Genomic DNA, 24280 nt, shown 5'->3' on the forward strand with positions numbered 1-24280 from the left:
TCGAGTCGCGCAGCAGGTTTATTCATGCACCCAGAAATTCTCTGACGAAGTCGAGGCGGTCCTGGCCCCAGAACATGTCCTGGCCGACGAACATGGTCGGCGCGCCGAACACACCGCGCTCGACGGCTTCCTGGGTGGTGGCCTTGAGCTGGTCCTTGGTCGCTTGCGCGTTGGCCAGCGCGAGCACGGCCGCGGGATCGAAGCCGGCAGCTTGCAGCACCTCGCCGACCACGGCCGGGTCGTTCATGTTCTTGCCATCGACCCAGATCGCGGTGTAGATCGCTTTCACGAAATCCGGGAAGCGCTCGGGCTGTTGCGCCTGGATGCCGGTGGCGGCACGCATCAGCAGCAGCGTGTTGATCGGGAAATGCGGGTTGTGCGCGTAAGGCACGCCGTAGCGCTTGGCGAAGCGCATCAGGTCCGTGGTCATGTAAGGACCCTTGGGCTTGATCTCGACCGGCGAATGGTTGCCGGTGGCCTGGAACACGCCGCCGAGCAGCATCGGCTTCCAGTTGATCGTGGCGCCGGTGTCGGCCGCGATGTGGGGCAACTGCGTCGCGGCCAGGTAGGCGGCCGGGCTGCCGAAGTCGAAATAGAAATCCACTGTCTTGCTCATGCCGTCTCCTTCGTTGTCATCGTGATCAGAACTTCTCGGACCAGGGGCGCAGGTCGAGCTCATGCGTCCAGGCGTCGCGCGGCTGCGCGTGCAGCATCCAGTACATGTCGGCGATGTGGTCGGGGTTCAGGATGCCGTCCTGCGCCTTCAGGGCGTAGCGCTCGGGGAAGTTGCTGCGGATGAATTCGGTGTCGATGGCGCCGTCGACCACGACGTGCGCGACGTGGATGCCTTGCGGGCCGAGTTCACGGGCCATCGCCTGGGCCAGTGCCCGCAACGCCATTTTCGCGCCGGAGAACGCGCCGAAGTTGGCCGCGCCACGCAGTGATGCGGTGGCGCCGGTGAAGATGATCGTGCCGCGGTGCGCGCCATCCGGCACATTGCGGGCCACCATCTTCTTCGCGACTTCGCGGCCGTTGAGGAAGCCCGAGAAGCAGGCCATCTCCCACACCTTGAAGTATTTGCGCGCCGTTTCGTTGAGGATGCTCTCCGGCACGTTGGCACCGATGTTGAACACCATCACCTCGATCGGTCCGATGGTCGACTCGATTTCCTCGACGAGCTTGATCACTTCCTCTTCCTTGCGTGCGTCGCAGGCAAAGGCGCGCGCCGCGCCGCCATCGGCCTCGATCTGCGCGACCAGGGGCTGCAACTTGTCCAGGCTGCGGCGCGTGACGCAGGCAACGTAGCCCTCGCGTGCGAAGCGGCGGGCGATGGCGCCGCCGGTGGCGTCGCCGGCGCCGACGATGAGTGCTGCTTTGGGCATCGTTATTCCTTGAAGTAGACGATCTGGTTGCTCGTGGCCAGCAACTCGCCAGCCTCGCTCCACAGTTGCGCGGCCTGGTCGAAGAAGCCATTGTGGAACCGTTGCCCGGTCGCGCGGCCGAGCAGGTAGCCCGTGCCGACCGCGGCCAGTTCGGTATTGCCCGCATGGAAGTAGGTCGTGATCGACACCGTGCCGGCCGGCACATGCTTCGCCCGGCGCAGCCAGACGCGCGGATAGAACATGTCGCTCATCGACGCCAGCGAAGCAAAGTCCAGTGCACGCGGCACGGCATCGCGCAGCCAGATGCGGGTTTCGCTGTGGTCGCCACTGCCGTCCCACTTGGTCGGCACGTGCCCGCTGATCGGCCGCATGTCGTACTGGTTCAGCCAGGCCACGCCCGAAGGCCCGATCCCCATGCGCGCGACCTCCGCCGGCGGCGGCGCCTGGGGCACCGGGATGTCGCTGGCGCGCCAGGTCTCGCGACGCGCGGCCGTGACCACCGTGGCCGTGGTGTTGACCTGCTGCATGCCGTTGGCATCGGCCTGCGTGATGTGGATGGTCCAGTGCTGCGTCGAACGGTTGGTGCGCACGGGCGTGGCCTGCACCTCGAACGCGCCTTTTTCGATGGCCGACGCATAGTTGACCGTGATCGCGATCGGCGCACCCAGCAACTCCGGATGCGACAGAACCGCCTGCAGCACGATCCCCGCCGTCATGCCGCCGAACGGCCCCACCATGTTCCAGTAGTCCGGGCTGGTGACGCCGAAGTAATGCCCCGCGCGTACAGGGCTGGGTTTCAGCGCGAGGGCCGAGTCGAAGGTGTGCGTGGCAGTCATGAGTCCAGTGTCTCTCCAATGATCCCTTCAAGCCGTCATGAAGGCGACGCGCGCCATGTCGACCCCGGTCCTCTCTCCCTCCCCGCCCTCAACGGAAGTTCGGCGTAGCGAGCGGGATGAGATGCAAGGCGCGGGTGTCAGGAAACCGGAGCGACCTGCAGGTCGTGAGGATTTCCTGACGGGCCCCGCAACGCCGCAGATCGCCCGCGCAGTAGCCGTCCTACACGCGTTCGAAGATGCCGGCGGCGCCTTGCCCCATCCCTACGCACATGGTCACCATGCCGTACTTCAGGTTCTTGCGGCGCAGCGCGTGCACCACGGTGGCCGAACGGATCGCGCCCGTCGCGCCCAGCGGGTGGCCCAGGGCGATCGCGCCGCCCATCGGGTTCACCTTGCTCGGGTCCAGCCCCAGCGTGTTCATGACCGCCAGCGACTGCGCTGCAAAGGCTTCATTGAGTTCGAACCAGTCGATGTCCTCATGCTTCAGCCCCGCATAGCGCAGGGCCGCCGGGATCGCCTCGATCGGGCCGATGCCCATGATGTGAGGCGGCACGCCCTTGCTGGCGAAGCTCACGAAGCGCGCGAGCGGCGTCAGGCCGTATTGCTTGATCGCCTTCTCGCTCGCGATGATCAGCGCGCCCGCGCCGTCGGAGGTCTGCGAGCTGTTGCCGGCTGTCACCGTGCCGCGTGCGGCGAACACGGTGCGCAGCTTGGCCAGGCCTTCGATCGTCGTGTCGGGGCGCGCGCCTTCGTCGAGGCTCACGGTGCGCTTCTTCGCGATCGATTCGCCGGTGGCGAGGTCGGGCGTGCGGTCGGTGACTTCGATCGGCGTGATCTCGTCGGCGAATTCGCCGGCGGCTTGCGCGGCAAGCGCCTTCTGGTGCGAGGCCAGCGCGAACGCGTCCTGCGCCTCGCGGCTCACCTTCCACTGCTGCGCCACCTTCTCGGCGGTCAGGCCCATGCCATAGGCGATGCCCACGTCGCCTTCACGCTCGAAGATCGAGGGCGACAGCGAGGGCGAGTTGCCCATCATCGGCACCATGCTCATGCTTTCCACGCCGGCCGCGATCATCACGTCGGCTTCGCCTACGCGGATGCGGTCCGCCGCCATCTGCACGGCCGACAGGCCCGACGCACAGAAGCGATTGACCGTGATGCCACCGACGCTGGTCGGCAGGCCGGCCAACACCGCGCCGATGCGCGCGACGTTCAGGCCCTGCTGCGATTCAGGAATCGCGCAGCCGCAGATGATGTCTTCGATGGCCTTGGGGTCGAGGTTGGGCACGGCGGCGAGCGCTGCCTTCAGCGTGGTCGCCAGCAGGTCATCGGGGCGGTAGTTGCGGAAGTAACCGCGATGCGACTTGCCGATCGGCGTGCGCGTGGCGGAGACGATGTAGGCGTCTTGGACTTGTTTCATTGAATCTGTTCCTGGTGTCTTGCCCCCTCTCCCGCCAGCGGGAGAGGGTTGGGGTGAGGGTCTGCGCCTTCCTGAAGCGCCCGAAGAATGACTTCCAGCACGGCTTCCGTCTGCGCCAGCACTTCGTTGTTCCAGAAGCGCAGGACGTGGAAGCCTTCGGCATTCATCAACGCCGTTCGGCGCTCGTCGTATCCGGCTTCGTCCACATGCTGGCCGCCATCGAGTTCGACAACAAGCCTGGCTTCCAGGCATGCGAAGTCGGCGAAGTACGGGCCGATGGGGCGTTGCCGGCGGAACTTGAAGCCTGCGAGGCGTCGGTCGCGCAGGTGGTACCAGAGCAGGGATTCGGCGTCGGTTGGGGATTCGCGCAAGGTTCTTGCCCTCACCCTAGCCCTCTCCCGCGAGCGGGAGAGGGGACCAGACGCCGAGTCGCCGCTCATGTTCACTCTTGCGTCAGTTGCGGACGGGCTTGCCCGTCGACAGCATCCCCATGATTCGCTCCTGCGTCTTGGGATGCACGATGAGCGAGCAGAACGCCTTGCGTTCCAGCGCCATCAGATATTCCTCGGTCACCAGCGAGCCGGCATCGACATCACCGCCGGTCACCACGTTGGCGATCAGGCTGGCGATGTGGAAGTCGTGTGCGCTGATGAAGCCGCCGTCGCGCATGTTCACGAGCTGGCCCTTGATCGTCGCGGCGCCACTGCGGCCGGCCACGCGGAAGCTGCGGCGCAGCGGGGCGCGATAGCCGGCGTCGGCCATGGCCTTGACCTGCTGTTGCGCCACGTAGAGCAGTTCGTCCTTGTTCGGCACGATCACATCGCTGTCGAGCAGGTAGCCGAGCTTCTTCGAATCCAGCGCGCCGGTGCCCACCTTGGCCATCGCCGCGGCGGTGAAGCCTTCGGTGAGGAAGGGCAGCAGGTCGGTGCCGGTCGATGCCGACGCGTTCTCGGCCGCACGGCGTGCGATGTAGGTCAGGCCGCCCGCGCCGGGGATCAGGCCCACGCCGACTTCGACGAGGCCGATATAGCTTTCCATCGCGGCCACGCGCTTCGACGAGTAGATCGCGAGTTCGCAACCACCACCCAGCGCCAGGCCACGTACGGCCGACACGACCGGCACGCTGCTGTAGCGGATCTTCAGCATGGTTTGCTGCAGCGCTTCTTCCGCGCCTTCGACCGCACCGATGCCGGCAACCACGAAGGCCGGCAACATCGCCTGCAGGTCGGCGCCGACCGAGAACATTTCGTCCGGCGACCAGATCACGAGGCCCTTGTATTCGGCTTCGGCCAGGTCGACCGCGGCGGCCAGCGCCTCGGCCACGTCGGGGCTGATCGCATGCATCTTCGAATGGATGCTGGCGATGAGCACTTCGTCGTCCAGCGTCCACACGCGCACGTCGCCTTCGTCGCTGATCGTCGTGCCGGCCTGGTTGGCGTCGGGCGCGTTGGCGCCGAGCACGCTCTCCGGGAACAACTGGCGCTCATGCACCGGCAGCTTGCGCTGCGGCACGAACTTGTTGGCCGATGCGCTCCACGAACCTTCGGGCGTGTGCACGCCACCGGCTTCCGCGACCGGGCCTTCGAACACCCACTTCGGCAGCGGCGCGTTGGTCAGCGCCTTGCCGGCATCGATGTCTTCCTGGATCCATTGGGCGACTTGCGTCCAGCCGGCTTCTTGCCACAGCTCGAACGGACCTTGCCTCATGCCGAAGCCCCAGCGCATCGCGAAGTCGATGTCGCGCGCGCTCTCGGCGATGGTCGCGAGGTGGATCGCAGCGTAGTGGAAGCTGTCGCGCAGGATGGCCCAGAGGAACTGGCCTTGCGGGCCTTCGCTCTCGCGCAGCAACCGGAGACGCTCGCCAGCCGGCTTCTTCAGCATGCGGCCATAGACCTCATCGGCCTTCTCGCCCGAGGGCACATAGTCGCCCTTGGCCAGGTCGAAGCGCAGGATGTCGCGGCCGGCCTTCTTGAAGAAGCCGCCCTTGGTCTTCTGCCCCAGCTTGCCCAGTTCCAGCAGCTTGGCCAGCACCGGCGGCGTCGCGAAGTTCGGGTAGAACGGATCGCTCTTCTCGTCCAGGTTGTCCTGCAGCGTCTTGACCACATGGGCCAGCGTGTCCAGGCCCACCACGTCCGCCGTGCGGAAGGTGCCCGAGCTTGCGCGGCCCAGCTTCTTGCCGGTCAGGTCGTCGACCACGTCCGGCGTCAGGCCGAACTTCTCGACTTCCTTCAGCGTCGCCAGCATGCCGGCGATGCCGACGCGGTTGGCGATGAAGTTGGGCGTGTCATGCGCGCGCACCACGCCCTTGCCGAGCGTGCTGGTCACGAAGGCCTCGAGCTGGTCCAGCACTTCCGGTTGCGTGGTCGGCGTGTTGATCAGCTCGACCAGGAACATGTAGCGCGGCGGGTTGAAGAAGTGAATGCCGCAGAAGCGCGGCTTCAATGCTTCAGGCAGCGCTTCGCTGAGCTTGGTGATCGACAGACCCGAGGTGTTCGAGGCCAGGATCGCATTCTTCGAAACGTGCGGCGCGATCTTCTTGTAGAGATCGAGCTTCCAGTCCATGCGCTCGGCGATCGCTTCGATCACCAGGTCGCATTCGCCGAGCTTGTCGAGGTTGTCGTCGTAGTTGGCCACTTCGATCAGCGAGGCGTCGGCCACGTCGCCGAGCGGCGCGGGCTTGAGCTTCTTGAGGTTGTCGATGGCGCGTGTGACGATGCCGTTCTTGGGGCCTTCTTTCGCGGCCAGATCAAACAGCACCACCGGCACGCGAACGTTGACCAGGTGCGCAGCAATCTGCGCGCCCATCACGCCGGCGCCGAGCACGGCGACTTTCTTCACTTGGAATCGGGACATTGAATTTCCGTCTGATGTTTCTTACTGCACGCGGACCCACGTCTGGGTGCGCCCGATGCCGAGCACCGAGCCGCGCACTTCCAGCTTCTTGCCGCCCTCGATCGGGGTCAGGCGAAGCGTGTAGTTCTTGCCGTTTTCGGGGTCGAGGATCTTGCCGTCTTCCCAGACGTCCTTGCCCTCGACCTTCTTGGCGCCACGGATGATCTCGAGGCCGACCATGGGCTTGCCCTTGCGGTCGTCGCTGCACTCGTCGCAGACCGCGTCCTGCTTGGCGTCCTTGCGCAGCAGCTTCTCGATGCGGCCGCTCACCACGCCACCGGATTCGGTGATGCGGATCTGCGACTTGACCTCGCTGGTCTTGTCATCGATGGTCTGCCAGGCGCCCACCGGCGTCATCTGCGCGAACGCGGACGTGGCGGTGGCTGCAAAAAGGATGGCGGTCAGTGCAAGCTTCTTCATGGTCGTCTCCTCGTTTTGTATTGCTTGGATCAGGCGAGCGCCGCGTCGGTGTCCATCAACACCTTGCTGCCGGTGCGCGCGTTGCGCATCAGCGTGGCGGTCTCGGTGAACAGCTTGGCGAAGTAGAAGCGCGCCGTTTGCAGCTTGCCGACGTAGAACGGGTCGGTGTTGCCGGCCGCGATCTCGCGCAGCGCCACTTGCGCCATGCGGGCGAAGAGGTAGCCGAACACCAGGTGGCCGGCCACGCGCAGGTAGTCCACAGCGGCAGCGCCCACTTCGTCGGGGTTCTGGAAGCCCTTGAAGCCCACTTCGGTCGTCAGCTTGGTCAGTTGCTCACCGAGCACGGCGATGGGCGTGATGAACTCGCTCATCTTCTCGTTGACGCCTTCTTCGGCGACCAGCGCGCCGATCAGCTTGCCGAACTTCTTCAGCGTCGCGCCGTTGTTCGACAGCACCTTGCGGCCCAGCAGGTCCAGCGACTGCACGGTGTTCGTGCCTTCGTAGATCATGTTGATGCGGTTGTCGCGCACGTACTGCTCCATGCCCCATTCCTTGATGAAGCCGTGGCCGCCGAAGACCTGCATGCAGGCGTTGGTCGAGATATGGCCGTTGTCGGTGATGAAGGCCTTCACGATCGGCGTCAGCAGCGCGACGAGTTCGCCGGATTCCTTGCGCACCTTCGCGTCGGGATGGTGGTGTTCCTTGTCCAGCAGCAGCGTGCAGAAGACCTGCAGCGCGCGGCCACCTTCGGCGTAGGCCTTGGCGGTCATCAGCATCTTGCGGACGTCGGGGTGCACGATGATCGGATCGGCATCCTTGTCCTTGGCCTTCACGCCGGAGAGCGAACGCATCTGGATGCGGTCCTTGGCATAGGCCAGCGCGTTCTGGTAGGCCACTTCGGTCAGGCCCAGCGACTGGTTGCCCACGCCCAGGCGGGCGGCGTTCATCATCACGAACATCGCGGCCAGGCCCTTGTTGGGCTCGCCGACCATGGTGCCGATGGCGCCGTCGATGGCGATCTGTGCGGTGGCGTTGCCGTGGATGCCCATCTTGTGCTCGAGGCCGGCGCAGAAGATCGGGTTGCGATCGCCCAGCGAACCGTCGGCCTTGACGTTGAACTTCGGCACCGCGAACAGGCTGATGCCCTTGCTGCCCTTGGGCGCGTCCGGCAGGCGTGCCAGCACGAGGTGGATGATGTTCTCGGCCATGTCGTGTTCGCCGGCCGAGATGAAGATCTTGTTGCCGGTGATCTTGTAGGTGCCGTCGGCCTGCGGTTCGGCCTTGGTGCGCAGCATGCCGAGGTCGGTGCCGCAGTGCGGTTCGGTCAGGCACATGGTGCCGGTCCATTCGCCGCTCGTGAGCTTGGGCAGGTAGGTCTTCTTCTGGTCGTCCGTGCCGTGGGCTTGCAGGGCTTCGTACGCGCCGTGCGACAGGCCGGGGTACATGGTCCACGCCTGGTTGGCGCTGTTGAGCATCTCGTAGAGGCACTGGTTCAGCACGTAGGGCAGGCCCTGGCCGCCGAAGGCCGGGTCGCACGACAGCGCCGGCCAGCCGCCTTCGACGAACTGCGCATACGCTTCCTTGAAGCCCTTGGGCGCGGTGACTTCGTGCGTGGACTTGTCGAGCGTGCAGCCCTCTTCGTCGCCGGAGATGTTCAGCGGGAAGGTCACTTCGGAAGCGAACTTGCCGGCTTCCTCGATCACCGCGTTGATGGTGTCGACGTCGGTCTCGGCATGCTTGGGCATGGCCTTGAATTCATCGGCCACATGAAAGACTTCATGCAGCACGAATTGCATGTCACGCAGCGGCGGGGTGTAGGAAGGCATGTGCGAAAGCTCCTGAGCAGGTCGATTGAAAGAATGAAAAAGGAATCAGCCTTGGCGCGAAGGCGCCGGCTGAGTGGGCGAGAGCCGCGGTGCGGACGGTGTCGCAAAGCGGTTGAGGATGTTTTCGAAGCCCTTGCGCGCCCGCTCGATGGAGCCCGGCGTGTGCAGGAAGCGTGCTTCGTAGTGGGACGCGAGGATCAGGCCGTGGATCTCGAAGGCGATCTGGCGCTCGTCGATGTCGGCACGAAAGTGGCCCTCGGCCGTGGCCTGTTGCACGGCGCGGAACATGGCGGCCTGCCAGATGCTGACCGACTCGACCAGCGCATCGCGCACCGGGCCCGGGCGGTCGTCGAATTCGGTGGCGCCGCTGATGTAGATGCAGCCCGAGTCGATCTCGACCGAGGTGCGCTTCATCCAGTTGTCGAACATGGCACAGAGGCGAGGCAGGCCGCGCGGCGACGACATGGCGGCGTAGAACACCTCCTGCTCAAAGCGGGCGTGATACTCGCGGACCACGGAGATCTGCAACTCCTCGCGCGAGCCGAAGTGGGCGAAGACGCCCGACTTGCTCATCTGCGTGAGTTCGGCCACGGCGCCGATCGACAGGCCCTCGAGCCCGATCTGGGCGGCCAGGTTGAGGGCAGCGTCGACAATCGCGGCCTTGGTCTGCTGGCCTTTCTGGGCGGTGCGGGAGCCTTTCGTGGACACGGCGGTGGCGGACATGAATGCTTATTTAAAAACGAACGGTCGTGCTATTTTGCAGTGAAACCGGATCGGGCAGAAGCGCAAAGCCCCCGAAGTTTGGTGGACTATTGCGCGACTTGGCGACTTTCGATGCCGTCTCCGCCGACACGAATCACAGCCGTCGAAGGCGATGCGCCCGCCTATGATCCAAGGCGCCACCAGGGAGCGCCGCCCGTGAAGAACCCCTCCGCCACCCCCATCGAGACCGAGTCCGACCGCCGGCTCGACGAGTCGCTGATCCGCACGCTGCATGCCCTGCTGCTGGAAGCGAGCGTGTCCGGCGCCGCCGCCCGCCTGGGCATCGCCCAACCCGCCATCAGCCGGCACCTGCGCGCGCTGCGCAGCCTGACCGGCGACCCACTGCTGGTGCGCGTCGGCAACCGCATGGTGCTGACCGAGCGCGCCGAATCCCTGCGCGCGCCGGTGCGCCGCATCCTTTCGGACCTCTCGCTGCTGCACGACGGCGCCGACGCCTTCGACCCCGCGATCGCGCGCACGCGCTTCATCCTCGCCACCTACGACTTCCTGCCGCGCCGCTTCTATGCCGACCTGGTGCGGCGCGTGACGCAGGCCGCGCCGGAGGTCGAGATCGTCATCCGCGGCCTCGGCGAACGCTTCGACCACTACAAGCAACTCGGAGAAGGCGAGATCGACGCGGCCATCACGGTCTGGCCCGAACTGCCGCCGCACCTGCGCGCCACGCCGCTGCTGGCCGACGACTTCGTTTGCGTGATGCGCAGGGGCCACCCGCTGGCCGCGGCGCCGCTCACGCTCGACGCTTATTGCCGTGCGGCGCACCTCGCCACGCTGGAGCAGGTGCCGGGCCAGGGGACCGTGATGGACGCACTGCTGTCGGAACTCGGCGTCTCGGTTCACACGGCGGTGCGCACGCAATACCTTGGCCTTGCCGCGGAGATGCTGGCCAGCAGCGACCTCGTCTTTGCCACCGGTCGGCTGCTGGCGGGACAACTGGTGGCCGACGCAGGGCTGGTGATCGTGCCCTTCCCGGCGCCGATCAAGCCGCTGCGCTTTCGGATGGTCTGGCACGAACGCAGCCACCGCAATCGCGCGCTCGCCTGGTTCCGCTCGGAGTTGGTCGCTACTGCGCGGGCGCTCAAGAACGAGCCCATAACACCGGCGCCATAACCTGCATCACGGCGCGCGGTCTGGCGTTGCAGACGGGCACTGCCTATCGTCGGAAGTTCGCCATTCGAAGGATTGAAGGACGTCCCCGACATGCTCTCGACCCAGGAACTCATCGCCCGGTTGCCCAAGGTGGAACTGCATTGCCACCTGACCGGCGCGCTGCGCCCGTCTACGCTGGCCGCGCTGGCCGCCCAATACGGCGTGCCGCTGCCGCGCGCGGTGGACCAGCTCTATGCCTACAAGGGCTTCTATGAGTTCATCGAGGTCCTGCGCCTCGTCTCCAGCGTGCTGCGCCGCGCCACCGACTTCTAACGCGTGATCTACGAGGCCGTCGAGGACGCATTCCGCAGCAGCAATGTCCGGCACCTGGAGATTTCCTTCAACCCGCAGTACTTCTTGCCCAACGGCGTCAGCTACGCCACCCAGGTCGAAGGCCTGGTCGCCGGCATCGAGGCGGTTGAACGCGACTTCCCGGTTTCGGTCCTGCTGCTGGCCGCCTTCGACCGCGAATGGAGCCCCACCAACGCCGACGAGGTAATGGACATGGTGCTCGCGCATCGGCATGAGCGCGTGGTCGGCATCGGGCTGGACGGCCCTGAACGCGCCGGGCCGCCGGCGAACTTCGAAGACTTGTACCGGCGCGCCAAGCAGGCCGGCCTGCACAGGACGGCGCACGTCTGCGAGGACAACCAGACCTTGCAGGAGGCGCCCCCGTCGCACCTCTATGACTGCCTCGACCTCCTCCATTGCGACCGCCTCGACCACGGCTACAACCTCATGGCCAGCCCCGAGGCCGTGCAGCGGGCGCGCGACAGCGGCGTGTACTTCACCACCTGCGGCATCACCAGTGTCTCGGCCAACCTGCCGCGGCGCCTGAATTCCATCGAGGCGATGCGTGCCGCCGGCCTGCGCATCACGCTGAACACTGACGACCCGACCATGTTCCACACCGACATGGCGCACACCTGGTGTCACGTCATCGAAGGCCTTGGCTGGGGCTGGCGCGAGGCCACGGCGCTGAGCCTTGGTGGCGTGGACGCGTGCTGGCTCGGCCAGGACACCAAGGCTTCCATGCGCCTCGAGTTCGAGCGTCAGATCCTGCAACTCAAGGCCGATTCGCTGGCGTCGCTTCCGCATCGCGCTTCCGTCCTTCAGGCAACCTCCACCGTCCACTGACCATGACCTTCCACACTTCCCGCCGTCGCGCGCTGCGCGCTTCCCTCGCTGCATTGGCGATGGCCGCCGCGTTCCCCGCGCTGGCCGACACCTGGCCCAGCCGGCCGATCACGCTCATCGTCCCTTATGCCGCCGGCGGCAACGTCGACGTGGTGGCCCGCTGGATCGCACCGGAACTTGCGAAGCGTCTCGGACAGCCCGTCGTCATCGACAACGTGACCGGCGCGGGCGGCGTCATCGGCACCGAGAAGGCCATCCGCGCCAAGCCCGACGGCTACACGCTGCTGCTGTCGGTGGAAAGCACCATCGTGATCGCGAAGATGGTCACGCCCGCCACCGTCAAGTACAACGGCCTGAAGGACCTGCAGCCCGTGTCCTTGCTTGGCTCGCAGCCTCTGGTGCTGGTCGGCAAGCCGGACCTGCCGGCGCAGAACGCCACCGAGTTGTTCGCCGCGATCAAGAAGAGCCCCGGCAAGTACAGCTACGCCACCTCCGGCGTCGGCACTTCGCTGCACTTGGGCGGCGAACTGCTCAAGCAGCGCGGCAGCGTTTCGATGGTGCACATCCCGTACCGTGCCGGCTCACAGATCGTGAGCGACCTCGCGGGGAACCAGATCGACCTGGCCGTGCTGCCGCTGTCGATGGTGATGCAGCAGGTGCAGGCGGGCAAGATTCGCGCGTATGGCGTGATGAGCGACACCGCATCGCCCGCGATGCCGGGCGTGCCGCCGCTTGCGCAGGTGCCGGCCTGGAAGGGTGCCGACGTGTCCGTGTGGCAAGGCGTGTTCGCGCCGGCCGGCACGGACATGGCCATCGTGACTCGCATCAACAAGGAGTTGGGCGAGATCCTGCAGACACCGGACCTGCAGCAGAAGTTCAACGAGTCCGGCAGCACGCGCCTGGGCCTCGGCCCGGTGGAGTTCGCGAAGTTCCTGCAAGGCGAGGACGCGAAGTTCGCGCGCGTGGTGTCGCAAGGTCACATCCAGGTCGATTAGTACGGTCTTCTGCGGTGGAGTGTTGGCGATCCGGGACGCCGAACCTAGAATCCCGACCGCAGGAGAGCGAGCGGCCAGGCCGCTCCACCGAAGGCGCAAACTCCCATGAACGCTCAGGTCGACCTTTCGCAGGGTCGTGTACTGCACCCATCGATATCGCCGTCTGGAGAGCCATCTGGCACACGCCCGATGCACCGAAGGAGCAACACCCCCGCGGGCGCGGCGGTCGAAACTCTCAGGTAACAAGGACAGGGGGAGCGGCTTTTGAAATCATTTCAAAGGACCTCCCATGCGCGTGATCGTGTTGGGCGCCGGCTTGCTCGGCGTCACCTCGGCCTATTACCTTCAGAAGCTCGGCCATGAAGTCACCGTGGTCGACCGCCAGGCCACCCCCGCCGCCGAAACCAGCTTTGCCAACGGCGGCCAGATCTCCGTCAGTCATGCAGAGCCCTGGGCCAACCCCAGCGCGCCGATGAAGGTGCTGCAATGGCTGGGCAAGGAAGACGCGCCGCTCCTGTTCCGTATCCGCGCCGACATGCGCCAGTGGCTGTGGGGCCTGCAGTTCCTGCGCGAGTGCACGCCGGCACGCACCCGGCACAACATCGAGCAGATCGTGCGACTGGGCACCTATAGCCGCAGCATGCTGCAGGCCCTGCGCAGCGACACCGGCATCGGCTACGACCAGCGCACCCAGGGCATCCTGCACTTCTACACGACGCAGAAGGAGTTCGACGGCGCCTTGAAGCCGGCCGAACAGATGCGTGCGCTGGGCTGCGAGCGGCTGGTGATCTCTGCCGATGAAGCAGTCAAGCTCGAACCCGCGCTGGCCCACATCCGCCCGCAACTGGCCGGCGCCACCTACACCGCCGAAGACGAATCGGGCGACGCCAACCGCTTCGCGCGCGAACTGGTCAAGCTCTGCGAAGCGTCCGGCGTGAAGTTCCTCATGAGCCACACCGTGACCGCGATCCGCGAGGCCGGTGGCAAGGTCGAGCATGTGGAGGCCACCGACATCGAGGGCCGCTTCCAGCGCCTGCAAGCCGATGCATACGTGATGGCCATGGGCTCGCTCAGCCCGATCTATGCGAAGCCGCTGGGCATCGAATTGCCGATCTACCCGGCCAAGGGCTATTCGGTGACGCTGCCGGTGAAGGACGCGTCGAAGGCCTACCAGGTCTCGCTGACGGACGATGAGTTCAAGTTGGTGTTCTCACGCTACACCTCGGATGACGGTCGCGGCGACCGCATGCGCATCGCCGGCACGGCCGAGCTCAACGGCTACGACCGCGACCTGAATCGCATCCGCTGCGAGGCGATCGTGCGGCGCGTCGAGCAACTGTTTCCTGGTGCCGGCGACACGACGAGGGCCCAGTTCTGGACCGGGCTGCGCCCGGCCACGCCGAGCAACGTGCCGATGATCGGCAAGACGAAGCTGCCGAACTTCTTCCTGAACACGGGGCATGGCACGCTGGGGTGGACGCATGCCTGTGGGTCGGGGAAGTCGATCGCGCACATCGTGAGCGGGCTGGCGCCCGAGGTCGATTTCGCATTCCAGCGTTGAGTGCATTGAAACATCGCCGCACGCGGACTTGACCAGACGCGAAGGTCGCCAAGAAACGCAAAGGACGCGAAGAATCCAGAAGAAAAGCTTCTGAATTCCTTTCGCGTCCTTCGCGGAACCGTCGCGTCCTCTGCGTCCGGTTCCCGTATTCAACTCTCAGCGGTCAGAGCTTGAACGGCACCACTTCCTGGCGCTGCTCGCCCAGGCCGTCGATGCCCAGCGTCATCACGTCGCCCTTCTTCAGGAACACGGCATTCGGCTTCTTGCCCATGCCCACGCCCGGCGGCGTGCCGGTGGTGATGATGTCGCCCGGCTCCAGCGTATTGAGCTGGCTCACGTAGCTCACCAGCTTGGCGACGTTGAAGATCATGGTCTTGGTGTTGCCGGTCTGCATGCGCTCGCCGTTCACGTCGAGCCACATGCCGAGCTTCTGCGGATTGGGCACTTCGTCGCGCGTGACGAGCCACGGGCCGATCGGGCCGAAGGTGTCGAAGCCCTTGCCCTTGTCCCAGGTCAGGCCGCGCTCGAGCTGCCATTCGCGCTCGCTCACGTCGTTGACGAGCACATAGCCCGCGACGAAATCCAGCGCTTCCTTCTGCGACACCCAACGTGCGCGCTTGCCGATGACCACGCCCAGTTCGACTTCCCAGTCGCCCTTGACCGAGCCCTTGGGCAGCATCACCGGATCGTCCGGACCCTGGATGCAGCTGATGGCCTTGGTGAACACCACCGGCTCCTTCGGGATCGGCATGCCGGACTCGGCCGCATGGTCTGCGTAATTCAGGCCGATCGCGATGAACTTGCTCGTGTTCGCCACCGGGCAACCCAGGCGCGGCTTGCCCTTGACCAGCGGCAGCTTGTCGGTCTTGAGCTTGCGGATCTTGGCCAGCACCTTGTCGTCGAGCTGGGCGCCGCCCAGGTCCGGGATCACGGCGCTGAGGTCGCGCAGTTGTCCGTTGTCGTCGATGAGGCCTGGCTTTTCCTTGCCGGGTTTGCCGTAGCGCACAAGTTTCATGTCGAAAGTCCTTTCAGAGAGGGATGGGAAGTGTAGTCAGCGCAGCGGGTCAGTAGGTGGCCCGGCCGCCGGACAGGTCGAAGGTCGCGCCGGTCGAGAACGCGCAGTCTTCGGTGCAGAGCCACGCGACCATCGACGCGATCTCCTCCGGGGTGCCGAAGCGACCCATCGGGATCTTCGACAGCATGAAGGCGATGAACTCCGGCTTCATCTGGTCGAAGATCGCGGTCTTCACCGCCGCCGGCGTCACGCAGTTCACGCGCACGCCGGTGCTGGCCAACTCCTTGCCGAGCGACTTGGTCAGCGCGATCACGCCGGCCTTGCTGGCGCTGTAGGCGCTGGCATTCGGATTGCCCTCCTTGCCCGCAACCGATGCGATGTTGACGATGCGCGACCAGGGCCGTTCGCGCAGGTGCGGCACCCATTCGCGGCAGCAGAGGAAGGTGCCGGTGAGGTTGACGTCGAGCACCTGGCGCCAGGCATCGACGGGATAGTCGGCCACGCTCGTGTTGGGACCGGTGATGCCGGCGGAATTGACCAGCGCATCGACCACGCCGCCCGCATCGCGCTGCGCGAGCGTGGCTTGCACGGCCTTGGCCACGCCGGCCGCATCGGACACGTCGACCGCGACGGCCTTGGCATTTGCACCGAGCCGTTGCGCCGCCGCTTCCACGGCCGCTGCGTCACGGTCCCACAGCGTGACGCTGCCGCCTGAATCGAGCAACCGCTGCGCAATGGCAAAGCCGAGGCCGGTTGCGCCGCCCGTGATGACCGCATGACGGCCGTCGAAGTCGAGGCGGTTCATATCGTGATGCCGCCGTCGACCGAGAAGGCCTGGCCGGTCGCGAACACCGCCTCGTCGCTCGCGAGGAAGACCACCACCGGCGCGATCTCCTCGGCCTGCGCCAGCCGGCCCATCGGCTGCCGCGCGATGAAGGCCTTGCGTGCGGCTACCGGGTCTTCGTTGGCATTGATGCGCTCGCCGAGCGAGGGCGTGTCGACGGTGCCAGGGCACACCGCGTTGCAGCGGATGCCCTGCGCCACGTAGTCGGCCGCGACGCTCTTGGTCAGCCCAAGCACCGCCGCCTTGGTGGTGCCGTAGACGTTGCGATTGGGCAGGCCCTTGATGCTGGAGCAAACGCTGGCCATGTTGATGATGCTGCCCGCGCCTGCGGCGAGCATGCGCGGCAGCACGGCCTGGATGGTCCAGAACTGGGCGCGCACATTCAGGTTGAAGGCGAACTCGAGATCGGCATCGGTGGCTTGCAGGATCGGGCCGTTGTGCACCACGCCCGCGCAGTTGAACAGCACGTCGATCGCCGGCATGCGCGCCACCAGCGCCTGGATCGCGGCCTTGTCGAGCACGTCGAGCACCAACGTCTGCACGTTGGCGGTGCCGGCATAGCTCTCCAGCAACTTCGGGTTGACGTCGGTCGCCCACACCTGCGCGCCTTCGGCCGCCATGGCCAACGCGGTGGCACGGCCGATGCCCTGCCCGGCCGCTGTGATGAGGGCCGTCTTGCCTTTGAGTCGCATGCTGTCTCCTGGATGGAATGAGGTGGCGAGTTGCCGAGAGGTACGGCCGCCGAGGGTTTCGCCCGATGGCTGCGGCGAGGCCGGGATCGTATTCTGAATTGGCCTTACCACTTGTCCAATTAAGGACAACCCTTAACATCCGGCCTGAAACGCCCCGCGACCTTACGCGCATCCCCGTGCCCCTGCAATCCATCGAACCCAAGCGCCTGTACCGGCAGATCGCCGACCAGTTGCGCGCACTCATTGCCAAGGGCGAATTCGCGCCCGGCGCGCGGCTGCCGGCGGAGCGCGACTTGGCGCGCGAGCTGGGTGTGAGCCGGCCCTCGGTGCGCGAAGCGTTGATCGCGCTGGAGGTTGAAGGCTGGGTCGAGGTGCGCACGGGATCAGGCGTGTACGTGCTCGATCGATCGAAGCGTTCCAGCGCTGCCGTCGAGGTCACCGAATGGGGCCCGCTCGAACTGATCCGCGCCCGGCGCGTGGTCGAGGGCGAGACCGCCGCACTGGCCGCGATGCATGGCAAGAAGCGCGACTTCGACGCGATGCGCCGCGCCGTCGACAACATGCGTGCACAGTCCGAGCAGAGCGTCATGCCGCTGGAAGGCGACCGCGCCTTCCACGTCGCCATCGTCGAGGCCAGCGGCAATGCGGTGCTGGTCGAGACGGTGCAGGGCTTCTGGGATTCGCGTGACGGCCCGCTGTTCACGCGGCTCGGCGGCTATTTCGAGAACGCCGTGTCCTGGCGCCATGCGATCACGGAGCACGATGCCATTGTGGACGCGATCGTCGCGCGCGACCCCGATGCAGCGCGTGCCGCGATGCATGCGCACATGGACAAGTCCCATCAACGTTACAGCGCCAGTTGGAGGCGCGCCAAGGCCGCCTGACCCGCATCACTCCATTGGTAATGCGCTTGCCGAAGAATCCTTTCCTGACCCCACGAATTCACGCCCTGCCCACACAGGAGAAAACACGATGACCCCCTTTATCCGACTCCATCCCGCCGACGACGTGGTCATCGCGCGCGCGCAACTGGTCGGCGGCACCACCGTCGAAGGCGTTGCGGTGCGCGGCCTGATCCCGGCCGGCCACAAGGTCGCGATGCGCGACATCGCCACCGGGGAACCGGTTCGCCGCTACAACCAGATCATCGGCTTTGCCAGCAAGCCGATCACGGCCGGCGAGCATGTGCACACGCAGAACCTGAACATGGGACCCGACAAGGGCCACTTCGAACGCGACTACGCTTTCGGCGCGGACGTGAAGCCCGTGCAACCGCTGCGGGAGGCGACCTTCCTCGGCATCAAGCGCGCCGATGGCCGCGTCGCCACGCGCAACTACATCGGCGTGCTGACCAGCGTGAACTGCTCGGCCACCGCGGCACGCGCGATCTCCGACCACTTCTCGCGCAAGACCAATCCTTCCGCACTGGCGGCGTATCCCAACGTCGACGGCGTCGTTGCGCTCACGCACGGAACCGGCTGCGGCATGGACACGGAAGGCTTCGGCATGCAGATCCTGGAGCGCACGCTCACGGGCTACGCGACGCATCCCAACTTCGCCGCCGTGCTGGTGGTGGGCTTGGGCTGCGAGGCAAACCAGATCAACGCCTGGCTGGCGACAGGCTCGCTGTCGGAAGGCGAGAACTTCCGCACCTTCAACATCCAGGACACGGGCGGCACCCGCAAGACGGTCGAGAAAGGCATCGCGCTCATCAACGAGATGCTGCCGCGCGCCAACGCGGTCAAGCGCGAACCTTGCAGCGCGTCGCACATCACGATCGGGCTGCAATGCGGCGGCTCGGACGGCTACTCGGGCATCAGCGCGAATCCGGCCCTGGGCCATGCGGTCGACCTGCTGGTGGCGCATGGCGGCACCGCGATCCTCAGCGAGACACCCGAGGTCTATGGCGCCGAGCATTTGCTGACGCGCCGCGCGGTCAAGCGGGAGGTCGGCCAGAAGCTGGTCGATCGCATCGCCTGGTGGGAGCACTACACCGCCATCAACGAAGGCGAGATGAACAACAACCCCTCGCCCGGCAACAAGGCCGGCGGGCTCACCACCATCCTCGAGAAGTCGCTCGGCGCGGTCGCCAAGGGCGGCACCAGCAATCTCGAGGCCGTCTACGAATACGCCGAGCCGGTGACGGCGCATGGCTTCGTCTACATGGACACGCCCGGCTACGACCCGGTCAGCGCCACGGGCCAGGTGGCCGGCGGCGCCAACATGATCTGCTTCACCACCGGCCGCGGATCGGCGTATGGCTGCGCGCCCTCGCCTTCGCTCAAGCTCGCGACCAACTCCACGCTGTGGAAGCGGCAGGAGGAAGACATGGACATCAACTGCGGCGAGATCGTCGACGGCACAGCCTCGATCCAGGAGATGGGCGAGCGCATCTTCCGGCTGGTGCTGGCAACCGCCTCGGGCGAGCACAGCAAGAGCGAGAAACACGGCTACGGGCAGAACGAGTTCGTGCCCTGGCAAGTCGGCGCCGTGATGTAGCGCGCAGGGCCATCGTCGCGCGGGCCCATCTTTTCAACCAAGACCTCACACGAAGAAGGAGACATTGAATGGCCACCACCGCTTTCGGCATCCTCGACGGTACGGGCTTCGAGCGCCTGGACCCGCGCTTCAACACCTGCATCCCCGGCCCCGAGCGCCTCGTGCGCCTGTGGACCGGCGGGCGCTGGTGCGAAGGCCCGGCCTGGTTCGCGGCGCACCGCACGCTGGTGTGGTCGGACATTCCCAACAACCGCATGATGCGGTACGACGAACTCAACAACACCGTCGGCCTGTGGCGCCAGCCGTCGAACAACACCAACGGCAACACGGTCGACAGGCAGGGGCGACTGATCAGTTGCGAGCACCTGGGCCGGCGCGTGGTGCGCAACGAGCCCGACGGCACGCAGACCGTGCTGGCCTCGCACTACCAGGGCAAGCGGCTCAACTCGCCGAACGACGTGGTCGTGCATTCCGATGGCGGCGTCTGGTTCACCGACCCGAGCTACGGCATCCTGTCGGACTACGAAGGTCTCGCAGCCGAACAGGAAGTGACTGGCTGCTATGTCTACCGCGTCGACCCGACGACGGGAGCCGTCGAGAAGGTGGCCGACGACTTCGTCAAGCCCAACGGCCTCGCCTTCTCGCCCGACGAATCGATGCTCTACATCGCCGACACCGGCGCCAGCCATGACGACGCCGCGCCCAAGCACATCCGCCGCTTCAAGGTGAATGCCGATGGCAAGAGCCTCGGCGCCAGCACGCTGTTCGCGGACTGCACCAACGGCCTGTTCGACGGCTTCCGCATCGACACCAAGGGCCGCCTCTGGACCAGCGCAGCCGATGGCGTGCATGCCTACGACCCCGACGGCACCTTGATCGGCAAGATCCTCGTGCCCGAGGTGGTGTCGAACGTCTGCTTCGGTGGCGTCAGCCGCAACCGCCTCTTCATCACCGCGACCACCTCGCTGTATTCGATCTACCTGAACGCCAGAGGACTCTGAATCCCCATGCCCCAAACCCTTGCAGCCGCCGTCCTGCGCACCCAGTGCGCCAACATCCTGAAGGCGGCCGGCAGCACGCCGGAAGAAGCGCAACAGGTCGCGGACAACCTGGTGCTGGCCAACCTCAGCGGCCATGACTCGCATGGCGTGGGCATGCTGCCGCGCTATGTCGATGCCATTGCCGAAGGCGGCCTCACGCCGAACGCCTCCGTGAAGGTCAACATCGACATCGGCACCATGATGTCGCTCGATGGCCAGCACGGCTTTGGCCAGATCGTCGGCGTGCAGGCGATGGAGCTGGGCATCGCGCGTGCGAAGCAGCACGGCAGTTGCATCTTCACGCTGGCCAGCGCGCACCACCTGGGGCGCATCGGTCACTTCGCGGAGATGGCGACGGCGCAGGGGCTGGTGTCGATGCACTTCGTCAACGTGCTGTCGCGGCCGGTCGTGGCGCCGTGGGGTGGTGGTGACGGGCGCTTCGGCACCAACCCGTGCTGCATCGGCATTCCGCTGGCGGGCGCAGAGCCCTTCTTGCTCGACTTCGCGACCAGCCGGGTGGCGCAGGGCAAGATGCGCGTCGCCCACAACAAGGGCGTGCGCGTGCCCGATGGCTATCTCATCGACGAACACGGCGCGCCGACCAACGACCCGGGCGTGGTGGTGGTGCCGCAGAGCAACGGGCTGTTCGGCGCGCTGATGACCTTCGGCGAGCACAAGGGCTATGGCATGGCGATGGCCTGCGAACTGCTCGGTGGTGCGCTCACCGGCGGCGGCACCTGGCATCGGCCGGCGGACACCGCGCGGACCGTGCTCAACGGGATGCTGACGGTGCTGATCGATCCTTCGAAGCTGGGCACGCAAGCAGCCTTCGAGCAGGAGGCGACGGCCTTCGTCGATTGGCTGCGCCAAAGCCCACCGGGCGCGGGCTACGACCATGTGCAGATTGCGGGCGAACCGGAGCGTGCGGCGCGCGTGGCGCGCGAGGTCGAAGGCATCTGGCTCGACGACGCGACCTGGGGCGAGATCGTTGCGTCAGGCGCGAAGGTCGGCGTGACCGTCGCCTGACTTGCTGCCTTACTCCCTCTCCCTCCGGGAGAGGGTTGGGGTGAGGGCACCGGGCGATTGCAAAGGCCGCGCCGGTTGCCAAGGCCCAGTGCCCTCACCCTGCCCTCTCCCAAAGGGAGAGGGGAAAGACCAAGTCAAAGCGGCGCGCGCGACGTGATCACCTGCCCCACACCCGCCGCCGCACGTGCCCGCACTTCGTCGAAGGTGGTCTGCCGCACGATCTCGCCATCCTCGAACACGGTCTGCAGCATGTCGGCCTGACCATCCGGCAGATCATCGAGGCGGCAAGCCGCAACGCTTCCAGCCGCGGTGCGCGTGAGCGTGATCCGCCCCTTCTTCGAAGCCTTCCCCATGTCCCCCACAGGCGACTTCCACACATCCCGCCACACCCCCTCCACCTGCATCGCCGAGCACTTCATCGCCCACTGCATCGTGTCCCGGTTGACTTGCTGCAACAGCCCGCCGCCCATGCCGAAGGCGATGTTTTCCGCAGAGAAACCGTTGTGGTACAGGTTCGACAGGCACAGCCTTAACGAGTCGAGGGTCACGCCATCGCCCTGGATGATCCGCACGTTGTTCAACGCGCGAAAGCCCTTGCTGTTGGTCGTGGTCCCGAAGCGCGCCGCGAGGATGTTCGCCACCCTGAGCACCGTCTCGGCCGGCTCGCCGCTGTCCGGCCGCACCACGAGCGTCGCGCCGGACTGCACGACCAGGTCCTTGAGTTCGGTGCCCCAGATGCGGTCGCAGGCATTGAAGATGTCGTAGCTGTCGCTCACCACGGCAAACAAGGCGCCCGGCTTGCCGAACTGCGCGACCATGTTGCGGTACGCATCCGACTCCCGCTCGCGCCCCCAGCCGGTGATGGTGCTGTGCTCGGCCGCGGGAATCGAGAAGCCGGCCATGTCGCAGTCGTAATAGCGCCGCCCCGCGACCAGCGCGATCACGGTGTCGGTGCCCATGAAGTTGACCAGGTGGGCCAAGCCACCGAGCGCCGCCGATTCCAGGCTCGACACGCCGCGCGCGCCGAAGTCATGCAGCTTGAACGGTATCTGCCCTTGCGGGTCGTCGCAGGTTGCTTCGAGGTAACGCAGCAGCGTCGCCTTGGCCGCAGCCGACAGCGTGGCCACGGTGGTCGGGTACCAGATGGCGCGCAGCAGTTCGGTTTCGAGGTAGCTGGTGAGCCAGAAGAAATCCGGGTCGGTGTTCTCGATGGTCGCGAGCACGTTGTGCACCGGCACCACGCTGCCCTCCGGCACGGCGCGGATGCGCACCGGCATGCGCCCGCCATGCTTCTCGATGAGACGCAGCCACCCTTCGCGATTGAAGGGCTCGCCATGCGCGGCCATGATCGCCGTGGCTTCGTCGACGTCGTCGATCGTCACCGGCGTGGAGAGGTATTCGCGCAGGTAAGCCTGCAAACCGAAGAACAGCGAATGGCTGAACGCGCCCCCACGCGACTCGATGTAGCTGAACACCGTCTGCGTCCCGGGCGGGTACTGCATCCAGTGCGACGCCTTGTAGGAGTCGGTGCGCAGCAGCAGGTTGCTGCCGAGCGACGAAGGGGAGAAATTGCTGCGAGACATGTGAAAGCTCCTTTCACTTTGGCGCCCGTCAACCAGGCGCCGTTTCTACAAAATGGCCCAGGCGCTCAGTGCTTGCCCAGGCCGCCCAGAAAGTGGTTGGCGATGAAGAAGTGGTCCTCGTACATGCACTCCTGCATGTCGAGGAACTCCGCGATCGGCACCCAGCGCACCGCAGCCGCGTCGTCGTCCGCGCGCACGTCCGACAGGCCCGTCCACTGGTTGTGCGACAACTCGAAGAAGAAGCCGTGCGTGATGGTGCGTCCACGTTGCGAGCGCTCCGGCGCGTCGAAGACATGACTGGCCTTCATGCTGCCGTTGAGCACGGGCACCGGCACCTTCAGCCGCGTCTCTTCTTTCAGTTCGCGGACCGCCGCATCCTGCAGCCGCTCGTGCTGCCCGACGAAGCCGCCGGGCAAGGCCCACGTCCCCTTGCCGGGATGGAACTTGCGCTGCACCAGCAGGATGTGTCCCGCCTCGACCACCACCGCATCGACCGTCGTGTAGATCGGCGGAAACTCACTGCCCGCATAGCGGTACTTGTCGCGGTAGTCGATGAGGAAGGCGCGCTCTTCGCACAAAGCCGCGTAGTCCTCGGTCCGCGTGAAGCGGTCCAGGAACGCAGCCGTGCCATCGGGCAGATCGGAAGGCGAGAGTTGTCCGCGCATCTCCGGGTCGAAGTAGAGGTTGCGCACATCGGTCGCGTGAATGCTCTCGACCGCATGCAGGCCGACGAACTCCCAGGACGGAAACAGCTTGAGATAGTAGCTCGACGCATCCTTGAGATGGCCGACCAGCGCGACCTTGGTCTTTGCGGGCTTGTGCCCATCCTGCACGATGAGCTTGTCGACCGCGGACTGGATCGATGCGATCCAGAGCTGGTCGTTGTAGGGCGAATCGCCCACCCCGACGACACTCACGCGCATCTGGTCGGCACTGCGCAGGCAGGCGCGCACCATGCGCTCGCGCTCGTCGAAGGTGAACGGGTTCTTCGCGCTGCGCGGTGTGCGGTCGGAGCCGACCACCACGATGACGCGATCAGCCGCGCGTGCGGCTTCCTCGATGAGTCTCTGGTGACCGAAATGGACGGGCTGGAAACGGCCGATGACGACCGCGTACGGGTACTTGCGTGTGCTCACTTGGGAATCCCCCAAAATTGGCGCGATCAACTCGCGCTTGCGCTCACGAT

The 24280-nt window shown here is 66.0% G+C and carries 21 protein-coding genes, 1 pseudogene and 1 riboswitch; of the genes and pseudogenes, 8 read left to right on the forward strand and 14 right to left on the reverse strand.

The annotated features are described in order from the left end of the window. Nucleotides 1-22: 22 nt before the first annotated feature. The 9 genes from WKW79_RS09035 to WKW79_RS09075 all read right to left on the reverse strand — a co-directional run bounded on the left by WKW79_RS09035 (nucleotide 23) and on the right by WKW79_RS09075 (nucleotide 9496). A complete protein-coding gene (locus tag WKW79_RS09035; RefSeq protein ID WP_340334804.1) occupies nucleotides 23-616 on the reverse strand; it encodes a 2-hydroxychromene-2-carboxylate isomerase in 594 nt (197 codons plus the stop codon). A gap of 25 nt (nucleotides 617-641) precedes the next feature. Further along, nucleotides 642-1382 (reverse strand): SDR family oxidoreductase, encoded by a 741-nt coding sequence (locus WKW79_RS09040; RefSeq protein WP_340334805.1) that lies wholly within the window; start codon nucleotides 1380-1382, stop codon nucleotides 642-644. A 2-nt stretch (nucleotides 1383-1384) separates the two neighbouring features. Continuing rightward, nucleotides 1385-2218, reverse strand: coding sequence for an acyl-CoA thioesterase (locus WKW79_RS09045; protein ID WP_340334806.1), 834 nt, complete (start codon nucleotides 2216-2218; stop codon nucleotides 1385-1387). A gap of 220 nt (nucleotides 2219-2438) precedes the next feature. Then, nucleotides 2439-3635 carry an acetyl-CoA C-acyltransferase gene (locus tag WKW79_RS09050; protein WP_340334807.1) on the reverse strand — a complete coding sequence of 399 codons (1197 nt, stop codon included), beginning with the start codon at nucleotides 3633-3635 and terminating at the stop codon, nucleotides 2439-2441. After that, a complete protein-coding gene (locus WKW79_RS09055; protein ID WP_340334808.1) occupies nucleotides 3632-4075 on the reverse strand; it encodes an endonuclease domain-containing protein in 444 nt (147 codons plus the stop codon). The genes WKW79_RS09050 and WKW79_RS09055 overlap by 4 nt, the downstream gene beginning before the upstream one ends. Nucleotides 4076-4088: 13 nt before the next feature. Then, nucleotides 4089-6488 (reverse strand): 3-hydroxyacyl-CoA dehydrogenase/enoyl-CoA hydratase family protein, encoded by a 2400-nt coding sequence (locus WKW79_RS09060; protein ID WP_340334809.1) that lies wholly within the window; start codon nucleotides 6486-6488, stop codon nucleotides 4089-4091. Nucleotides 6489-6509: 21 nt separating this feature from the next. Beyond that, the gene (locus WKW79_RS09065; protein WP_340334810.1) at nucleotides 6510-6947 is read right to left on the reverse strand and encodes a DUF2147 domain-containing protein; all 438 of its coding nucleotides are present in this window, start codon (nucleotides 6945-6947) and stop codon (nucleotides 6510-6512) included. Between the two features lie 29 nt (nucleotides 6948-6976). Next, nucleotides 6977-8773 (reverse strand): acyl-CoA dehydrogenase C-terminal domain-containing protein, encoded by a 1797-nt coding sequence (locus tag WKW79_RS09070; RefSeq protein ID WP_340334811.1) that lies wholly within the window; start codon nucleotides 8771-8773, stop codon nucleotides 6977-6979. Nucleotides 8774-8818: 45 nt separating this feature from the next. After that, complete coding sequence (locus WKW79_RS09075) at nucleotides 8819-9496, reverse strand: TetR/AcrR family transcriptional regulator (protein ID WP_340334812.1); 678 nt, start codon at nucleotides 9494-9496, stop codon at nucleotides 8819-8821. Nucleotides 9497-9691: 195 nt separating this feature from the next. On the opposite strand from WKW79_RS09075, the gene WKW79_RS09080 reads away from it, so the two are divergent. The 4 genes and pseudogenes from WKW79_RS09080 to WKW79_RS09095 all read left to right on the forward strand — a co-directional run bounded on the left by WKW79_RS09080 (nucleotide 9692) and on the right by WKW79_RS09095 (nucleotide 14395). Next, complete coding sequence (locus WKW79_RS09080) at nucleotides 9692-10663, forward strand: LysR family transcriptional regulator (protein WP_340334813.1); 972 nt, start codon at nucleotides 9692-9694, stop codon at nucleotides 10661-10663. A gap of 90 nt (nucleotides 10664-10753) precedes the next feature. Continuing rightward, nucleotides 10754-11839 (forward strand): annotated as a pseudogene (gene add / locus WKW79_RS09085) (adenosine deaminase). A gap of 2 nt (nucleotides 11840-11841) precedes the next feature. Next, nucleotides 11842-12834, forward strand: a complete 993-nt coding sequence (locus tag WKW79_RS09090) for a Bug family tripartite tricarboxylate transporter substrate binding protein (RefSeq protein WP_340334814.1) — start codon at nucleotides 11842-11844, stop codon at nucleotides 12832-12834. A gap of 153 nt (nucleotides 12835-12987) precedes the next feature. Next, nucleotides 12988-13096: riboswitch (glycine riboswitch) on the forward strand. A 27-nt stretch (nucleotides 13097-13123) separates the two neighbouring features. After that, nucleotides 13124-14395 (forward strand): D-amino acid dehydrogenase, encoded by a 1272-nt coding sequence (locus WKW79_RS09095; RefSeq protein WP_340334815.1) that lies wholly within the window; start codon nucleotides 13124-13126, stop codon nucleotides 14393-14395. Between the two features lie 163 nt (nucleotides 14396-14558). On the opposite strand, the gene WKW79_RS09100 is transcribed toward WKW79_RS09095, so the two are convergent. Genes WKW79_RS09100 through WKW79_RS09110 form a run of 3 tightly spaced genes read right to left on the reverse strand, consistent with a single transcriptional unit; the run spans nucleotide 14559 to nucleotide 16946 of the window. Next, nucleotides 14559-15410, reverse strand: coding sequence for a fumarylacetoacetate hydrolase family protein (locus tag WKW79_RS09100; RefSeq protein ID WP_340334816.1), 852 nt, complete (start codon nucleotides 15408-15410; stop codon nucleotides 14559-14561). Nucleotides 15411-15459: 49 nt separating this feature from the next. Continuing rightward, nucleotides 15460-16215: an SDR family NAD(P)-dependent oxidoreductase gene (locus WKW79_RS09105; RefSeq protein WP_340334817.1), complete on the reverse strand. Its 756-nt coding sequence runs from the start codon at nucleotides 16213-16215 to the stop codon at nucleotides 15460-15462. Then, complete coding sequence (locus tag WKW79_RS09110) at nucleotides 16212-16946, reverse strand: SDR family oxidoreductase (protein ID WP_340334818.1); 735 nt, start codon at nucleotides 16944-16946, stop codon at nucleotides 16212-16214. The genes WKW79_RS09105 and WKW79_RS09110 overlap by 4 nt, the downstream gene beginning before the upstream one ends. 176 nt (nucleotides 16947-17122) lie before the next feature. Here WKW79_RS09110 and WKW79_RS09115 point away from each other — a divergent pair, with 176 nt between their 5' ends. The 4 genes from WKW79_RS09115 to WKW79_RS09130 all read left to right on the forward strand — a co-directional run bounded on the left by WKW79_RS09115 (nucleotide 17123) and on the right by WKW79_RS09130 (nucleotide 21511). After that, complete coding sequence (locus tag WKW79_RS09115) at nucleotides 17123-17830, forward strand: FadR/GntR family transcriptional regulator (protein WP_340334819.1); 708 nt, start codon at nucleotides 17123-17125, stop codon at nucleotides 17828-17830. An 88-nt stretch (nucleotides 17831-17918) separates the two neighbouring features. Next, nucleotides 17919-19445, forward strand: coding sequence for a UxaA family hydrolase (locus WKW79_RS09120; RefSeq protein ID WP_340334820.1), 1527 nt, complete (start codon nucleotides 17919-17921; stop codon nucleotides 19443-19445). A 68-nt stretch (nucleotides 19446-19513) separates the two neighbouring features. Then, on the forward strand, nucleotides 19514-20446 hold the full coding sequence (locus tag WKW79_RS09125; protein ID WP_340334821.1) for an SMP-30/gluconolactonase/LRE family protein: 933 nt from the start codon (nucleotides 19514-19516) through the stop codon (nucleotides 20444-20446). A gap of 6 nt (nucleotides 20447-20452) precedes the next feature. Then, nucleotides 20453-21511: a malate/lactate/ureidoglycolate dehydrogenase gene (locus WKW79_RS09130; protein WP_340334822.1), complete on the forward strand. Its 1059-nt coding sequence runs from the start codon at nucleotides 20453-20455 to the stop codon at nucleotides 21509-21511. Between the two features lie 134 nt (nucleotides 21512-21645). Here WKW79_RS09130 and WKW79_RS09135 read toward each other — a convergent pair whose 3' ends face one another. Together WKW79_RS09135 and WKW79_RS09140 are read right to left on the reverse strand one after the other, a co-directional pair. After that, complete coding sequence (locus WKW79_RS09135; RefSeq protein WP_340334823.1) at nucleotides 21646-23094, reverse strand: nicotinate phosphoribosyltransferase; 1449 nt, start codon at nucleotides 23092-23094, stop codon at nucleotides 21646-21648. Nucleotides 23095-23159: 65 nt separating this feature from the next. Beyond that, nucleotides 23160-24230 carry a bifunctional nicotinamide-nucleotide adenylyltransferase/Nudix hydroxylase gene (locus WKW79_RS09140; protein WP_340334824.1) on the reverse strand — a complete coding sequence of 357 codons (1071 nt, stop codon included), beginning with the start codon at nucleotides 24228-24230 and terminating at the stop codon, nucleotides 23160-23162. Nucleotides 24231-24280: the final 50 nt, after the last annotated feature.

Source organism: Variovorax robiniae (genome assembly GCF_037889955.1).
In the GTDB taxonomy this organism is placed as follows: domain Bacteria; phylum Pseudomonadota; class Gammaproteobacteria; order Burkholderiales; family Burkholderiaceae_C; genus Variovorax; species Variovorax robiniae.

Coding starts and splice junctions, on each gene's coding strand:
- WKW79_RS09050 (WP_340334807.1), bottom strand. CDS start 3,635: ATGAAACAAGTCCAAGACGCCTACATCGTCTCCGCCACGCGCACGCCG.
- WKW79_RS09065 (WP_340334810.1), bottom strand. CDS start 6,947: ATGAAGAAGCTTGCACTGACCGCCATCCTTTTTGCAGCCACCGCCACG.
- WKW79_RS09045 (WP_340334806.1), bottom strand. CDS start 2,218: ATGACTGCCACGCACACCTTCGACTCGGCCCTCGCGCTGAAACCCAGC.
- WKW79_RS09110 (WP_340334818.1), bottom strand. CDS start 16,946: ATGCGACTCAAAGGCAAGACGGCCCTCATCACAGCGGCCGGGCAGGGC.
- WKW79_RS09125 (WP_340334821.1), top strand. CDS start 19,514: ATGGCCACCACCGCTTTCGGCATCCTCGACGGTACGGGCTTCGAGCGC.
- WKW79_RS09055 (WP_340334808.1), bottom strand. CDS start 4,075: ATGAGCGGCGACTCGGCGTCTGGTCCCCTCTCCCGCTCGCGGGAGAGG.
- WKW79_RS09035 (WP_340334804.1), bottom strand. CDS start 616: ATGAGCAAGACAGTGGATTTCTATTTCGACTTCGGCAGCCCGGCCGCC.
- WKW79_RS09105 (WP_340334817.1), bottom strand. CDS start 16,215: ATGAACCGCCTCGACTTCGACGGCCGTCATGCGGTCATCACGGGCGGC.
- WKW79_RS09135 (WP_340334823.1), bottom strand. CDS start 23,094: ATGTCTCGCAGCAATTTCTCCCCTTCGTCGCTCGGCAGCAACCTGCTG.
- WKW79_RS09095 (WP_340334815.1), top strand. CDS start 13,124: ATGCGCGTGATCGTGTTGGGCGCCGGCTTGCTCGGCGTCACCTCGGCC.
- WKW79_RS09100 (WP_340334816.1), bottom strand. CDS start 15,410: ATGAAACTTGTGCGCTACGGCAAACCCGGCAAGGAAAAGCCAGGCCTC.
- WKW79_RS09060 (WP_340334809.1), bottom strand. CDS start 6,488: ATGTCCCGATTCCAAGTGAAGAAAGTCGCCGTGCTCGGCGCCGGCGTG.
- WKW79_RS09040 (WP_340334805.1), bottom strand. CDS start 1,382: ATGCCCAAAGCAGCACTCATCGTCGGCGCCGGCGACGCCACCGGCGGC.
- WKW79_RS09090 (WP_340334814.1), top strand. CDS start 11,842: ATGACCTTCCACACTTCCCGCCGTCGCGCGCTGCGCGCTTCCCTCGCT.
- WKW79_RS09075 (WP_340334812.1), bottom strand. CDS start 9,496: ATGTCCGCCACCGCCGTGTCCACGAAAGGCTCCCGCACCGCCCAGAAA.
- WKW79_RS09120 (WP_340334820.1), top strand. CDS start 17,919: ATGACCCCCTTTATCCGACTCCATCCCGCCGACGACGTGGTCATCGCG.
- WKW79_RS09070 (WP_340334811.1), bottom strand. CDS start 8,773: ATGCCTTCCTACACCCCGCCGCTGCGTGACATGCAATTCGTGCTGCAT.
- WKW79_RS09130 (WP_340334822.1), top strand. CDS start 20,453: ATGCCCCAAACCCTTGCAGCCGCCGTCCTGCGCACCCAGTGCGCCAAC.